The sequence below is a fragment of the Aeromonas sp. 30P genome, from assembly GCF_051919805.1.
In the GTDB taxonomy this organism is placed as follows: Bacteria; Pseudomonadota; Gammaproteobacteria; order Enterobacterales; family Aeromonadaceae; genus Aeromonas; species Aeromonas veronii.
On record NZ_JBQBEA010000001.1, the window covers coordinates 807,501 to 822,930 of the forward strand.

General features: G+C 59.9%; 9 protein-coding genes and 2 rRNA genes (1 of these 11 running past the window's edge). 9 read left to right on the forward strand and 2 right to left on the reverse strand.

The genetic code is table 11. The features are described from left to right. From ACTG2B_RS03950 to ACTG2B_RS03990, 9 genes are all read left to right on the forward strand, one after another. A 23S ribosomal RNA gene (locus tag ACTG2B_RS03950) occupies positions 1 to 1,674 on the forward strand (it extends 1,216 nt beyond the left edge of the window). 112 nt (positions 1,675 to 1,786) lie between these two features. After that, positions 1,787 to 1,901 (forward strand): 5S ribosomal RNA (gene rrf / locus ACTG2B_RS03955). 185 nt (positions 1,902 to 2,086) lie between these two features. Further along, on the forward strand, positions 2,087 to 2,584 hold the full coding sequence (locus ACTG2B_RS03960; protein WP_439995235.1) for an NUDIX hydrolase: 498 nt from the start codon (positions 2,087 to 2,089) through the stop codon (positions 2,582 to 2,584). A 138-nt stretch (positions 2,585 to 2,722) separates the two neighbouring features. Then, positions 2,723 to 4,885, forward strand: a complete 2,163-nt coding sequence (locus tag ACTG2B_RS03965) for an AsmA family protein (RefSeq protein WP_439995236.1) — start codon at positions 2,723 to 2,725, stop codon at positions 4,883 to 4,885. Between the two features lie 145 nt (positions 4,886 to 5,030). Further along, a complete protein-coding gene (locus tag ACTG2B_RS03970; protein WP_439995237.1) occupies positions 5,031 to 6,413 on the forward strand; it encodes a DUF3404 domain-containing protein in 1,383 nt (460 codons plus the stop codon). Next, entirely contained in the window at positions 6,410 to 7,057 is a 648-nt protein-coding gene (locus ACTG2B_RS03975) for a response regulator transcription factor (protein ID WP_203974991.1), read from the forward strand. The genes ACTG2B_RS03970 and ACTG2B_RS03975 overlap by 4 nt, the downstream gene beginning before the upstream one ends. Then, complete coding sequence (locus tag ACTG2B_RS03980; RefSeq protein WP_439995238.1) at positions 7,054 to 7,887, forward strand: DUF2861 family protein; 834 nt, start codon at positions 7,054 to 7,056, stop codon at positions 7,885 to 7,887. The genes ACTG2B_RS03975 and ACTG2B_RS03980 overlap by 4 nt, the downstream gene beginning before the upstream one ends. 258 nt (positions 7,888 to 8,145) lie before the next feature. After that, a complete protein-coding gene (locus ACTG2B_RS03985) occupies positions 8,146 to 10,347 on the forward strand; it encodes a glycoside hydrolase (protein WP_439995239.1) in 2,202 nt (733 codons plus the stop codon). 95 nt (positions 10,348 to 10,442) lie between these two features. Beyond that, positions 10,443 to 11,006 (forward strand): GNAT family N-acetyltransferase, encoded by a 564-nt coding sequence (locus ACTG2B_RS03990; protein WP_167557030.1) that lies wholly within the window; start codon positions 10,443 to 10,445, stop codon positions 11,004 to 11,006. A gap of 30 nt (positions 11,007 to 11,036) precedes the next feature. Here ACTG2B_RS03990 and ACTG2B_RS03995 read toward each other — a convergent pair whose 3' ends face one another. Beyond that, positions 11,037 to 12,131 carry a type I restriction endonuclease gene (locus ACTG2B_RS03995; RefSeq protein WP_021229484.1) on the reverse strand — a complete coding sequence of 365 codons (1,095 nt, stop codon included), beginning with the start codon at positions 12,129 to 12,131 and terminating at the stop codon, positions 11,037 to 11,039. 265 nt (positions 12,132 to 12,396) lie between these two features. Next, positions 12,397 to 15,279, reverse strand: a complete 2,883-nt coding sequence (gene glnE / locus ACTG2B_RS04000) for a bifunctional [glutamate--ammonia ligase]-adenylyl-L-tyrosine phosphorylase/[glutamate--ammonia-ligase] adenylyltransferase (RefSeq protein ID WP_439995240.1) — start codon at positions 15,277 to 15,279, stop codon at positions 12,397 to 12,399. Positions 15,280 to 15,430: the final 151 nt, after the last annotated feature.

Sequence of the window (15,430 nt, forward strand, 5' to 3'; positions counted from 1 at the left end):
ATGCTGGAGATATCAGAAGTGCGAATGCTGACGTAAGTAACGATAAAGGGGGTGAAAAGCCTCCTCGCCGGAAGACCAAGGGTTCCTGTCCAACGTTAATCGGGGCAGGGTGAGTCGACCCCTAAGGCGAGGCCGAAAGGCGTAGTCGATGGGAAGCAGGTTAATATTCCTGCACGACTTGTAATTGCGATGGGGGGACGGAGAAGGCTAGGTGGGCCAGGCGACGGTTGTCCTGGTGAAAGTGCGTAGGTGGTGTTTCTAGGCAAATCCGGAGACACAACACTGAGACACGAGACGAACACACTACGGTGTGGAAGCCATTGATGCCCTGCTTCCAGGAAAAGCCTCTAAGCTTCAGATTACAAGTCATCGTACCCCAAACCGACACAGGTGGTCGGGTAGAGAATACCAAGGCGCTTGAGAGAACTCGGGTGAAGGAACTAGGCAAAATAGAACCGTAACTTCGGGAGAAGGTTCGCTCTTGACAGTGAAGTCCCTCGCGGATGGAGCAGTTGGGAGTCGCAGTGACCAGATGGCTGGGACTGTTTATCAAAAACACAGCACTCTGCAAACACGAAAGTGGACGTATAGGGTGTGACACCTGCCCGGTGCCGGAAGGTTAATTGATGGGGTTAGCGCAAGCGAAGCTCTTGATCGAAGCCCCGGTAAACGGCGGCCGTAACTATAACGGTCCTAAGGTAGCGAAATTCCTTGTCGGGTAAGTTCCGACCTGCACGAATGGTGTAACCATGGCCATGCTGTCTCCACCCGAGACTCAGTGAAATCGAATTCGCCGTGAAGATGCGGTGTACCCGCGGCTAGACGGAAAGACCCCGTGAACCTTTACTACAGCTTGGCACTGAACATTGAACCTACATGTGTAGGATAGGTGGGAGGCTTTGAAGGCGTGACGCCAGTTGCGCTGGAGCCGTCCTTGAAATACCACCCTTGTATGTTTGATGTTCTAACGCAGGGCCCTGAATCGGGCTCGCGGACAGTGCCTGGTGGGTAGTTTGACTGGGGCGGTCTCCTCCCAAAGAGTAACGGAGGAGCACGAAGGTTGGCTAATCCTGGTCGGACATCAGGAGGTTAGTGCAATGGCATAAGCCAGCTTAACTGCGAGACGGACAGGTCGAGCAGGTACGAAAGTAGGTCATAGTGATCCGGTGGTTCTGAATGGAAGGGCCATCGCTCAACGGATAAAAGGTACTCCGGGGATAACAGGCTGATACCGCCCAAGAGTTCATATCGACGGCGGTGTTTGGCACCTCGATGTCGGCTCATCACATCCTGGGGCTGAAGTCGGTCCCAAGGGTATGGCTGTTCGCCATTTAAAGTGGTACGCGAGCTGGGTTCAGAACGTCGTGAGACAGTTCGGTCCCTATCTGCCGTGGGCGTTGGATGATTGAAGGGAGTTGCTCCTAGTACGAGAGGACCGGAGTGAACGAACCTCTGGTGTTCGGGTTGTCACGCCAGTGGCACTGCCCGGTAGCTAAGTTCGGAATCGATAACCGCTGAAAGCATCTAAGCGGGAAGCGAGCCCTGAGATGAGTCATCCCTGACCCCTTGAGGGTCCTAAAGGGCCGTTGGAGACCACAACGTTGATAGGTGGGGTGTGTAAGCGCGGCGACGTGTTGAGCTAACCCATACTAATTACCCGTGAGGCTTAACCATACAACACCCAAGAAGTGTTCTAAGGCTTGTAGCAAATACCAAGCGAACTACTGAAATTCAGTGATAGCGACCAGTCGTTATTCACGTCAGCTTTCCAAGATTGAAGATTTTGCCTGGCGGCAATAGCGCCGTGGAACCACCTGATCCCATGCCGAACTCAGAAGTGAAACGCGGTAGCGCCGATGGTAGTGTGGCATTCGCCATGCGAGAGTAGGACACTGCCAGGCACCCAATACAAGAAACCCCGCTCATCGAGCGGGGTTTTTTATTGCCTGCAATTCAGAAAATCGTCTGATAATTGCCCCGTTTTATTCCTCTCCCTTCCAATTCCTAGTCCTCCCCCCGTCGGTTTTACTCATAAAAAATGACCTTGGTGGCGTAAAATGGCGCTTTATTTCGTCGGAGATAGCCCATGTTTTGTCCAAAATGCGGCGGTCAAACCCTGCAGAGTGTCACTCCCAAAGAGTTTCGCTGTGGCTGCGGTTTTCATTTTTTCCAGAATGTGGCGACGGCGGTGATGGTGGCGCTTTGCTGGCAGGATGAGGTGCTGGTTGCGGTGCGTGCCCGCAATCCGGGCAAGGGGTTGCTGGATCTGCCTGGCGGATTTGTCGATCCCGGCGAGTCGCTGGAGGGGGCACTTGTGCGCGAGTTGCAGGAGGAGCTGGGGCTCGATGTTAGCGCCCAACCTTTTACCTATCTCGGTTCCTTCCCCAATATCTACCCCTACGATGGCATCACCTATCACACTTGTGACACCTTTTTCGCCATCAAGCTGAGTGAAAAACCGGTCATCCAGCCGGCTGACGATGTGGCCGCCTGTCAGTGGCGGAAGATCAGCGATATTCCCTTGCCCCGCTTTGCTTTCGAATCGACGCGCACCGCGATGGCGCGGCTGCAGCAATCCTCTTAAGCCTGATCCCTGCTGATGACGATGGGGATTGGCAGCGACCATCCCTGTCTCATCCTTGTCCGCTTTTGTCCCGCAGACGCCATTCGTCAGACGGTGAGTGGTATAGTCAGCAGTGGATCCGGATTCAAGGAGCATATCGTGAAGAAGATAGTTCTCATCTTGCTCGGCATCGCCGTGGCGGCCTTGCTGGCCATAGTGACGCTGATAAGCCTTATCGACCCCAATCAATTCAAGCCCCAACTGGCTGAACAGGTGCGCAAGAGCACTGGGCGAGAACTGGTGATGGCGGGGGAGATTGATTGGCGTTTCTGGCCGAGTCTCGGCCTCTCGCTGGAGAAGGTTGCTCTGCGCAATCCGGCCGGTTTTGCCGAGCCGGATCTGGTTCGTTTCGAACAGGGCGAGGCCTCGGTGGCCCTGTTACCGCTGCTCTCCCATCGTCTGGAGATTGGCAAGGTGACGCTGAGTGGCGCCCATCTCTTTATTCAGACCAAGGCGGATGGCAGCTCCAATCTGAGCGGACTGATCAAAGATGCCACTGCTGATGCAAGCGAACCGGTCGTCCCCGCACCCCCTGCGTCAACCGCGGATAGCAAGCCCTGGCAGATCAGCTTGCAGGGTGTCGCGCTCTCCCAGGCCAGTGCACTGGTACAGGATGATCGCAGCGGCACCTCGCTGCGACTGGATCGCCTCGATCTCGATATGGGGCAGCTGGTCGCCGGTCAGTGGGTACCCGTGACGCTGGCCGCCAAGGGGAGTGCCGACAAGCTCGCTTTCGATGTTAAAGGGCAGACCCAGGTCAAGCTGGCGCAGGAGGTGATGGCCAGTGAACTGAAAGATCTGAGCCTCAGTGGCAGCCTGAGTGATCCGTCCCTGCGACTCGACAGTTTCTCCATCAAGGGAGACCGACTGGCCCTCGGTGAGTGGAGCAACCTCACGTTGGCGCTGAAAGGAGCCAAGGTAGAGGGGCAGCAAGCTTCACTGGCTGGCTCGCTGGAAGGAACGCTCAAGGGACGGCTCGATAAAGAGATGAAGCTGGCCGAACTCTCCGATGTGCTGCTGACGGCAGCGCTGGAAGGTGATGCGCTGCCACGCCCGCAGATGAAGCTGAAACTGGCCGGGTTTGCCCGTGCCGAGCTCGACAAGCAGTTGATTACCCTGAGCAAGCTGGTGATGAGTGCCGATGAGGCACTGCTGAGTGGTGATGGAACCGTGCAGCTTGGCGCTGTTCCCGCAATCAGCTTCGATCTCAAGGGTGAGAAGCTGGATCTCGACAAATGGCTCGCCAAATCGGCACCGACCACACCAGCGCAGGCGAAAGAGGAGAAACCGGCGGCCGGAGCCCCCAATGCCGCTGCAAGTGGCAATAAAGCTGTAAGCGGCAAGAGCGAAGCCCTCTCCGCGGTTGAACCGGATCTGGGCGCGCTCAAGGGGGTGGATCTGGATGGTCGGCTGCAACTCGGCAGCCTGCGCCTGAAAGGGCTGGATCTCGGCGCCGTCGATCTGCAGGTGGCTCTGGCCAAGGGACTGCTCACGCTCAAACAGTTCAGCGCGACCGTGGCTGGCGGTCAGGTAAGCGCGAACGGGGTACTCGACGCGCGCCAGCAGCCCGCCACCTACAAGGTGCGCAAGCAGGTGGCCGGAGTGAACATTCGTCCCTTGTTGCAGACTCTGGCTCAGAGCGATCTGCTGGAGGGCAAGGGCGATCTCGATGTGCAGGTGCAGGGGCGTGGTCTCTCCGCGCTGGCACTGCGCAACGGGATGCAGGGCAAGGTCACCTTGAAACTGAGTGACGGCGCCCTGCACGGCATCAACCTGCCGGAGATGATCCGCGAGGCGCGGGCAACCCTCAGCGGCAAGGGGGTCGAGCAGGTGAAGGAGGCGCGCAAGACCGACTTCAGCGCCCTGACCGCCAGCTTCCAGATTGCCGATGGCATCGCCCGCAGCAACGACATCCAGCTCTTTGCTCCCGCCTTGCGGGTCAAGGGCGAGGGGCAGACGGCGCTGGTGCCGGAGAGCCTCGACTTTCTGTTCCTCACCTCCATCGTCGAGAGCAGCAAGGGACAGGGGGGCAAGGATGTGGATGAGCTCAAAGAGATCACCATTCCGGTGCGGATCGGCGGTCACTGGCAGGCGCCCAGCTATCAGCTCGATGTGAAGGCATTGCTCAGCAACAACAAGTTGCTGGAGGATAAGGCCCGCAAGGAGGCCGAACGCGGCCTCAAGAAGCTGCTGGGTGACAAGGCCGACAACGAGGCCGTCAAAGGGGTGGCCGACCAGCTGCTCAAGGGACTATTCAAATAGGTGACGGTTCATATGGGCTGGCGGGAGCCGCGTAAATGCCGTTAGCGGTTGACCGGATGTCAGCGCCATTGAAAAATGGCGCTGACATTTTTTATGGCGCAGTGATCTGCTGCGCCTTGATCCGGAGTCATCTCGAGTTGAACCCATGCGCCTGATCCTGCTGCTCTGCTCCCTGATCTGCTACGGCATGGCGTATCCCGCGCAGGCCGGGCCGCTGGCGGATCGTCTGGCGGGCGAGCTGGCCAGGCAGGTTCCCGAACAGGCGCTGCCTCTTGACGAGGTGCAGCGGCTCGACCGGCGCCTGATTGCTCCCGACTCCCTTCATCCTGCCTGGCAGCGTTACCCGCTGCGCCAGCTGCAGGCCATCTATCGCTATCAGCAGGAGTGTGGGACAGAGAATGAGTTGCCTGCCGAGTGGCTGCCACTGCTGCAGGCGCTTTGTGGCCAAGGGGCTGCGCCCTCGACCCGCTGGTTTGCCGCTCACCCCGTCTATCCGCTGGGGGGCTCCAGCGCTGCCCGCTGGCAGGATGGTCATTCGGCGGCCGGGCTTGATGCTCTGCTCCATGTGCGGGAGCGGCGTGATCAGCTGGGGCTGCTTGGCGAGCTTGATGATGACAACCTAGACGCCCTGCTGCGGGGCGAGCGCTGGCTGCTGCAATCGGGTCAGCTCTGGCTGCTTGCCGATGGGCAGTGGCGTCGTTATGGCGCCGGGCAGTGGCAACCGCTGGCCGAACGGCTCGGCGTGACGCTGGATAGCCGAGTCGATGGCCCCTGTCAGGAGCGGATTGGGGGGATCTGCATCAACGAGCGCCCAACGCTCCATTGGCAGTGGCTGGCGTTGGCCAGTACGTTTGGCTTTATCCTGCTGCTGGGGTGGGCCAGCTGGCAGCGCTGGCGCCTGCTGCGGGAGCGGCGCGTCGCATTGCAGATGCTGACCCACGAGCTGCGCACTCCCATCATGGCGCTCTCCGGCATCAGCGAGGAGCTGCGCCACGATTTCGACCGACTGCCCGCTTCCGCCCAGCAGAGCGTGGGTCAGCTGCTGGGCAGTGTCGCCCGCCTGCATCAGCTGGCGCAGGCCAGTCGCCACTATTTGGCGGCTGAGACTCTGGAAGATGAGCGGGTGGCGGTCAGTCTCACCGAGTGGCTCACCCTGGCTTGCGAGCGGCATGACGCCACCTTCTGCCTTGAGCGGGAGATGACTCTGGCGCTCCCCTTCTACTGGCTCGATCTCGCCCTCGACAACCTGCTGCGCAACGCCAGCCAGCATGGCCGCGCGCCGGTTCGGATCTGTGCCAGCTGGCAGGCGGGGCGTTTGAACCTCGCAGTCAGCGATGGTGGCGAGCTGCCAAATTACCGGCTCGCTACCCTGCTGCGCCGCGGTGCCCGTGCCGATGGTTTGGGGTTGGGGCTTGCCATCGTGCGCCATCTGCTGCGTCGTCTTGGCGGGCGCCTCGCCCTTTCCGGCCCGCCCACCACCTTCACCCTGACGCTGCCCTGCCAACTCTGGAGCGACCCCGAATCATGAAGACCATCCTGCTTGTCGAAGACGAGGCGCTGCTGGCGGAGAACCTGCAACGCTATCTGACCCGGGAAGGGTATCGCTGTCTCTGGTGCGACACCCTGGCTGCGGCGGAGCAGCAGTGGCTGGCGGCGGATCTGGTGCTGCTGGATCGCACCATGCCGGAGGGGGATGCCCTCGACTGGCTGCCCCAGTGGCTGGCACGCAAGGCGCTGCCGGTGATCGTGCTCACCGCCCGGGTGGAGGTGAGCGATCGGGTGGCCGGGCTCGATGCGGGGGCGCGCGACTACCTGACCAAGCCCTTCTCCCACGACGAGCTGCTGGCGCGGATCCGGGCCCAGCTGCGCCAGCTGGGGGATGGCACTCAGGCGCTGGGAGGCTTGCAGCTCCACCCCGCCCGGATGCAGGCGAGCTGGCAGGATGCGGAGGTGAGCTTTACCCCCACCGAGTTTGCCCTGCTCACCCTGCTGGTGCGGATGGCGGGGCGGGTGCTGAGCCGGGAGGAGATCCTCAACCGGGTATGGGGCTATCAGGCGTTTCCCTCCACCCGCACCGTTGATACCCATATTCTGCAACTGCGCCAGAAGCTGCCCGGGCTTGCCATCGAGACGGTGCGCGGCATCGGCTACCGGCTGGAGGTGCCAGCGTGAAGCGTGCAACGCTGGCTGCTCTGCTGTTGGCTCTAAGCGTCGGCCTTCTAAACGTAAGCAGCGTGATGGCAACCGAACGCCTCCTGGAAGCCGATCGCGCCGACCCGCTGCAACCGGCTACGTTGGCGCTGTTGCAGGGGGATAACCGGCACGCCTGGCAATCTTTGCAGCAGGCATGGCCCGCCCTCACAAGTGATGCCGAGCGCCGTAGCTGGCAGGGGATGCTGGCCGCGCTCAGTGCCCAGCACTGCGGCAAGGATTTCCCGCTCACTCTGCCTGATGGGGTGAGCGAGCTGCGCCTTGAGTTGATCCAGCGCGATGCGCCGCTGCTGCGGGACTATCGGGTGCAGTTGACCGGGGAGGGGCCCATCACCGCCGCTGAACTTATTGATCCCGCTGGTCGCAACCGGTTGGAAGGTGCCCAGTGGGAGGCGGAAGAGAATAAAGGGGTCAGGGTCGTGGGGGACGATCTACCGACGCCTTTACCACCCGGGCTCTATCAGCTGCGGCTGACGGTGGCGGGCAAGGATTGGCAGGTAGCGTTGCCGCTGCCTGCGGTACAGGATCTGGACTGGCTCTCCCGCTCGCCGCTGGCGGTGGCCAATTCCCCTGCCAATCCCGCTTCGTGCACTCCGCTCTGGCTCGATCAGGCGGTGCTGGCCCGCCCGCAATACTCACTGCTGTGGTGGAACCGCCTGCCTCTGGATGGCAAGGTGAACTGGCCTGCCGCCACGCCCGACAGTTGGCGTACCCTCTCGCTGGTGCAGACCAGCCAGCGCGGCCAGCTGGTGTTGCAGCTGAGTCACAGTCAGGCGGGGCCGGTGGAGTGATGCCGGGGGATTGCGTCGCGGCTGGCAGCGATGGATGGCCAGCCTCGGGCAGAGATTGTTTCGCTGGTGCAATGACTGTGGCGTTTTACTGATGTTTTTTGCAACAATTGCCCGGTGGATGGTGGTGGCTATTAAACAGGAAATGGCAGAGCAGCCTCTCCGTTTTGGTTCTGGGCTTAATCCTGACATTGGTCTGACAATCGCAGGCTGTTGATCTGCTGCAATGGTGGCACCCGTTTTTATCAGGAATCACCGACCATGACTTCTTTCCCCGTGCTGGCGAGCCGGATGCGCCCGCTGCTGCTGTTGATGCCCTTGCTCTCCCTGCCTGTCGAGGCGCTGACTCTGGCCAACGATCAGTGGCGTATCGAGCTGGATCCCGCCACCCTGGCGGCCGAGGCTGTGCTGCCATCAGGCCAGCACCTTGCCATCTCCTCTCCCGGCCCGCGTCAGCCGGTCACGGCCTTGCAGCAGGAGGGGGAGCGTGCCAGCTGGCTGACTCGTGCCGATGGCGAGGTGCGAGCCTCAGCCCATCTCGAGGGCAACCGTCTGATCCTCAGCTTGAGTCGTGCGAGTGCAGGCGACTTGGTGTGGCCGCGAGTGCCGGCAGGGGCGCAGGCGCTGATGCTGCCGATCCACGAGGGTTTTCGCATCCCGGTTGATCATCCCGAGTGGCGCAAGGCGCTGGCGCAGGAGTATCAGGGGATCAATACCACCGAAAATCTCACCCTGCCGCTGGTCGGGCTGGATCACGGGGATCAGCAGCTGGCGATCCTCTTTGCCAACCCCTTCAACAACCGGCTCACTTTTACGCCCGGGAAAGATGGCATTGCTCTTACGGCGACCCATAGCGTCAATCGCCTCAATCTGACCGACCCCTATGAGGTGGCGGTGACGCTGCAGCCGGGCAACGACTGGCTGGCGGCGGGCAAGGCCTATCGCAACTGGCTGCAGGCGCGGGGCGAGCTGGTCTCGCTCGAGAGCAAGCTGGCGGCAGTAAAGGATGGCAAGCGGCTGATTGGCGCCTCTCACCTCTACCTCTGGGGCGAGCGACTGCTGGTGCCACAGGATGTGAAGAGCTGGCCCGCGCTGCGCCGCCTGATCCCCGCCGACTGGCTCAAGGGGGAGAGTAAGAGTGCGCTGCAAGCGCCCGACCTTGAGCGCAACCGCTATCTGCAAAATCTGGTATTGGCCGGAGTTGAGCAGGCGCTCGTGCTGCGCCATCCGGGTCAGCAACCGGCCGATTTCGCCGCCCGGCGCACGCTGGCGGCCACGCAACTGGCGGTTGCGCTCAACGAGCCACAGAGCTGGGGTGATGGCAGCTCGGCCAAGATGATCGCTGCTCTCAAGCAGGTTGGACTACCCAAACTCTGGCTGGGTCTGCCCCAGTGGACCGCCGGTTTTGCTGCGCCAGAGGGGATTGAACTTGCCAAACAGGCGGGCTATCTCATCGCCCCTTACGACTCTTACGATACCGCGCTGCCGGAGGGGAATCGCCAGCAGAGCTGGCTCACCGCCCAGATGGGGCAGGATATCTATTTGCGCTGCGGCATCATGCAGGAGAATGGGCGGCGCAAGAGCGGCTTTCAAAACAGCGGCGTCTACACCAATCAGGCCTGCGTGCGTCCGGTGATGGAGCAGCGCGTGCCCTGGTTGCAGCAGGCGAGCCACTACAACAGCTGGTTCCTCGATGTAGCGGCGACCGGCATGGTGTTTGATGACTTCGACCCGGCCAAGCCGACCAGCCAGGCACAGGATGCGCAAAACCGGATGGCCGGGATGGCGTGGATTGCCAAGAGTCAGGGGGTGCTGGTGGGCTCCGAGGAGGGCGGTGCGGTTGCCAACCGCACCGCGGCCTTTGCCCACGGCCCCCAGACCAGCGGCTTTGGCTGGCAGGATCCCGATATGCGCCGCAACAAGCGCTCTCCCTACTATCTGGGGGCCTGGTATCCCGACTATCAGCCTGCATTTTTCTTTCGCCAGAGCCACCTAAAACCTGAGTATCAGGGGCTCTACTTCGATCCGGCGCTGCGGCTGCCGCTGTTCCAGAGCGTCTTTCACGACAGCATAGTGACCACCCACCACTGGACGATGGATAGCCTCAAATTCAGGGAGAGCCGTCAGGTGACCGAACTGTTGCAGCAGCTCTACAACGTGCCGCCCCTGCTCAACCTCAGTCTAGATAGTGCCAGCGTGCGCATTCCCTACCTCAGGGGGCTCGATGCCTTCTTCCGCCCGCTGCATGAGCGGCTCTACAACCAGCCCCTCACCGGTTTTCGCTGGCTTGATAAAAGAGGTGTGGTGCAGCAGAGCGAGTTTGCCGATGGCACTCGACTGATAGCCAACTTTGGCCCGGCCACCGAGCTGGCAGGGATAAAACTGGCCGCTCAAAGCGTGCTGGCGCAGCTGCCCGATGGCAGCCAGCAGCAGTTTGTCTCGCAACCGGATGGCGCCCGCTAATCTGGCGTTCTGGCTTTTATTTCATCAGAGAATGATGTGGCAGAACTTTTCATGTATAGATGAACGTTCTGCAAAATAAACGAGAGGTAGTTCTGATGATTGAGAGTGAAGTGATTAGAGAGGTAAACCATCCGGCGTGGCCGCTGGTCTGGCAGATCTATGGCGAGAGTTTTCCCCGCTACGAGCAGCGCCAGTCACAGCATCAGCCCCAGAAGATGCGGGATCCTCGCTATCACTGCCAAATCTTTTATCAGGACGGCCTGCTGCTCGGTTTCATCTTCTGGTGGGCGTGTGGCGAGCAGATCTATATCGAGCATCTGGCCATCAATCCGGCGCTGCGCGGCCGCAACTACGGCAGCCGCCTGCTGGCCGAATTTTGCGAGCGGGCAGGCAAAACCGTCATTCTCGAGATCGATCCGCCAGAGGATGAGATTGCCATTCGCCGTCTGCGCTTCTATCAGGGGCTGGGTTTTTGTCTCAACGACTATGCCCATCTCCACCCGCCCTATCATCCTGATTATCAAGGACATGCGCTGAGGGTGTTGAGCTATCCGGGGCTTCTTGAGGAAGAGGCCTATCAGCGTTTCAACCAGATGCTGGTGGAGACGGTGATGGAGCACGGCTTGAGTTGTAAAACGGGGATGTTCATTGCGAGATGAAGGGGGGATTATCCCCCCTCCTAATTTCTACTATTCATAGACTGATGTCGCGGTCAGCAACTGATCTGCAAAGGTAAAAATTTCATCGATCGAGGAAATAGGATGCCTAGTCTCTTTTTTGTCAGCGTCAAATAAACCGATATATTTCTGCCTTGCATTGAAATGCAACCGGCATAACGGCTTGCGATTATTATCGTCGAGGAGAATACCAAAATAACTTTGGGTATCTCTTGCCGCGATTCTTGTTACATCAAATCGCTGTCTCAGAATTGCTTTGACAACATTAAAGCCTTCCATCTCTTCAATCGTTGTATCGACCTTTGATTTTTCCTCACTACAGCCTTCGGCATTATTGTTATCACTTGATGGATTACTATCAAATGCCGGTTGGATAGTTGAGGAGTTGACACTGCCACCAATCGCAGATTTCAATCTTGCATTGATGCTGTCATTCAGAAATTGGCTAAGTGCCTTCTTGGTAATGTCGGTAAAGGACTGTTTGACCTTTGCCGTCAGTACACCGTCATAGATTCTGGATGCAAAAAACTTAACAAAGTCTTCTTCCGGTGAGCCAAATTGTTCGGCTAGCAATTTTTTGATCTGGCTAAGGTACTTCAGTTCGCCAGCTGCATCGACAACTGAATCAACATCGAAAGAGGTTTTGGTTAGTTTTAATACCTCAGGCACTATGTGTTCATCTATGTCTTCCAGATCGAGCGTCAAAAATGGTTTTTCGTCCATTTTGTTTGGGGCATCAAGGTCTGTGTAGAACTCATATTGTGCCCCATTGGTAAGAATGCCGATTCGAGCATTGGTAACTGAAAAATAGCGAAAGAGTTGACCAGAGTGCTTGGCCGAGAGTTTTTCACTGTATTTTTTACACTCAACCAGAATTTGCACTTGGCCATCTTTGAGAATGGCGTAGTCAACCTTTTCCCCTTTTTTGATGCCTGTATCTGCGGTGAATTCCGGAATCACCTCCGTAGGGTCAAACACATCATAACCAAGTACACGATTGAGAAATGGCATGACAAATGCGTTTTTGGTTGCTTCTTCTGTGGTGATCATCGATGACTGTTGAGCAATCTTTTTGGCTAGACTCTGTAGCTGCTCTGAAAAATCCATTGTTTCCTCTCTGCGCTGGGACTGGAATTGTTGAGTTGATATTCACCCGCCATATCTGGCCAAAATCAGGTGAGGTCATAGAGACGGTTTATCTCTACGTATATTCAGCAAAGTGCCATACGATTCCAAGGCTGGTATGCCTGAAACAGGATCCAGCTCACCGCTATTGAGTGTTATATGAAGAAAATATGAGCTTGTAGCTGACATTTATATTAAAAAGGGGCGCCCAAGCGCCCCTTTCTCGTTGAACCTGCTGTGGTTTATCTCACTCCCCCAGCAGTAGTTGCCAGACCGCCAGCACATGGCCTCGTTCGGTCAGTAACTGATCGTCGCTCACCTTGCGGGAGATCTCCGAGAGGTTGAGGCGATGGCCGAGGTTGCGGATCTCCAGATAGGCCTGCTTCAGCCCCTCCGCCTGCTCCAGGGTCAGCACCCCCGCCATCACGCACTCATCGAAGATGCGCACGTTATCGGACCAGCGGGTGAGGGCGTCGGGCTCGCCGCAGGCGTGGGCCAGCACCAGATACTGGGCGATAAACTCGATATCCACCATGCCGCCGGGGGACTGCTTGAGGTCGAACTCGCCAGCCCCCGCTTTCAGCAGGTGATCCCGCATCTTGTGGCGCATCTCGCGCACCTCGCGGGCCAGGGTCGGCAGCTCCCGCTCCTTGGCCAGCACATCGCGGCGGATACGGGCAAACTCGGCAACGATGGCATCATCGCCATAGATGGGACGGGCCCGCACCAGCGCCTGATGCTCCCAGGTCCACGCCTCGTTTTGCTGATACTGCTCGTAGGCCGACAGCGACGAGACCAGCAGGCCGGAGTCGCCGGAGGGGCGCAGTCGCATATCGATCTCGTAGAGGATCCCGGATGGGGTGCGGGTGCTGAACAGGTGCAGGATCCGCTGGGCGAGGCGCAGGTAGAACTGGCGGCTGTCGATGGGCTTGCGGCCATCTGTGTAGCTGTTGGGGTCGCCGCCGTGCAGGAACACCAGATCGAGATCCGAGCCGTAGCCGAGCTCGATGCCGCCCAGCTTGCCATAGGCCACCACCGCAAAGCCGCGCTGGCCGCTGGTTGCCACCTCTGGCGGCACCCCGTAGCGCTCGCTCATCTGGGCCCAGGCTTGATTGACCACCTCTTCGGTGATCGCCTCCGCTAGCCAGGTGAGGTGGTCGCTCACCTTCATCAGCGGCAGGGCGCCAGCGATATCGGCCGCCACGATGCGCAGCAGCTGCACCTGCTTGAACTGGCGCAGCGCTTCCATCTGCTGCTCCACGTCCTCTTCGGGGATGCGCAGCAGGAACTGGCGCAGTTGGGGCTTGTACTGATCGAGCGGGGTGGGGTGATAGAGGTGCTGGGGATCGAGCAGTTCGTCCAGCAGGATGGGGTAGCGGGCCAGCTGTTCGCTCACCAGATGGCTGGCGTTGCACAGCCGCACCAGCTGGCGCAGGGCGCCCGGGTTTTCCGCCAGCAGCTGCAAATAGGCGCTGCGGGTGAAGATGCGGGTAAGCAGCTCACAGACCCGCTCGAACAGGCGGGCGGGTTGCTCACTGGCGACCACCAGCCGCAGCAGCTCCGGCATCAGCCAGTCCAGCGCGATGCGCCCCTGCGGCCCCACCTGACGGCGCTTGTACTCCTCCTTGAAACGCAGCAGCGCGGCGCAGAGCGGGGCGGGCTCGGCCACCCCCTGCGCGGTCAGCAGTTTTTCCAGCTCGGCGGCGTCGAGCTCGGTGCGCCACAGATCGAGCCAGAGCTGCTCCAGATGGGCGGGTGCCTCTTTCTCTTCCCCCACCACGGCGGCGAACTCCTGATGGACGGCGGCCATCTCCTCATCCAGATAAGCCATAAAGGCGTCCCAGTCAGCAAAACCCAGAGCAGCGATCAGCCGCTGGCGATCCCGCTCCTCGGTGGGCAGGGTCTGGGTCTGTTGATCGCCGATCTCCTGCAGGATGTTTTCGACCCGGCGCAGGAAACGATAGGCCGTCAGCAAGCGGTCGCAATGGGCGGATTCGAGGGCGCCACATTGGGCGATGGCGGCCAGCGCCTCCGGCAGGTGACGTACCCGCAGTGCCGGTTCGCGACCACCGCGAATAAGCTGCAGTGCCTGGGCGATAAACTCCACCTCGCGAATACCGCCAGCCCCCAGCTTGATGTTGCCCTCCAGCCCCTTGCGGCGCACTTCGGCGGCGATCATCGCCTTCATCTGGCGCAGGCCGTCGATAACGCCAAAGTCGATATAGCGGCGAAACACGAAGGGGCGCAGCATCTCGGCCAGCTCGACCGCATGCTCGCACTGGGGCCCCAGTACCCGCGCCTTGACCATGGCGTAGCGTTCCCAGTTGCGACCGTGATGCTGGTAGTAATCCTCCATGGCGGCAAAGGAGATAGCCAGTGGCCCCGCATCGCCAAAGGGGCGTAAGCGCATATCGACCCGGAACACCTGACCATCCTGAGTGGGCTGGTGGAGGGCGTTGATGATGCGCTGGCCCAGCTTGATAAAGAACTGCTGGTTGGCCAGCTCGCGCCGCCCGCCGACCGTGTAGCCGTTCTCGGGGAAGGTGAAGATAAGGTCGATATCCGAGGAGAAGTTGAGCTCGCCACCCCCGAGCTTGCCCATGCCGAGGATAAGCAGCGGTTGCGGGTTGCCGTTGCCATCCATCGGGGTGCCCAGCTCGCCACACTGTTTGGCGTAGAGCCAGTCGCGGGCGGAGCTGATCAGGGCATCCGCCAGTTTGGTCAGGTGGATAAAGCTCTCTTCCACCGCCGCGTGGCCCAGCAGCTCGCGCCAGGCGATCACCAGCATGCGGCTGCGGCGGAACTGGCGCAGGATACGCTTGAGCGCCTCTTCATCGCTTACCTCGGCGAGCAGGGCGGTCAGATCGCTCTGGTAGGCGGGCCAGCGTTCGGTTCGTTCGAGATCACCGGAGGCGAGCAGTTCGGTCAGCAACTCCGGCTGTTTGAAGAGAGAGTCGGCGACAAAATCGGAGAGACCGAGCAGGGTCAGCAGGGTCTGGCGCACCGGCTCGGGCTGGTTGCCATAGTCGGGGGCCAGTTCAGTCAGCCGTTGCCAGTGGCGCTGGGCCAGCTCCTGCAGCAGGGGGGAGAAGGCGGAGAAGGCGGAGAAAGAGGGAGAGTGCTGGGCCACGGTTGCCGTCCTTGTGGTTCACGACAGCGGGTTAACGACACGAGGTTAACAACGCTGCCGGTTCAAAATGGTGGCTGCCAATCTAGCACTGTCAGGCCCCCGCGTCACAGCGCAGGGGCGAGAAGCATGATCCGGTGGGAATTATTGGCCG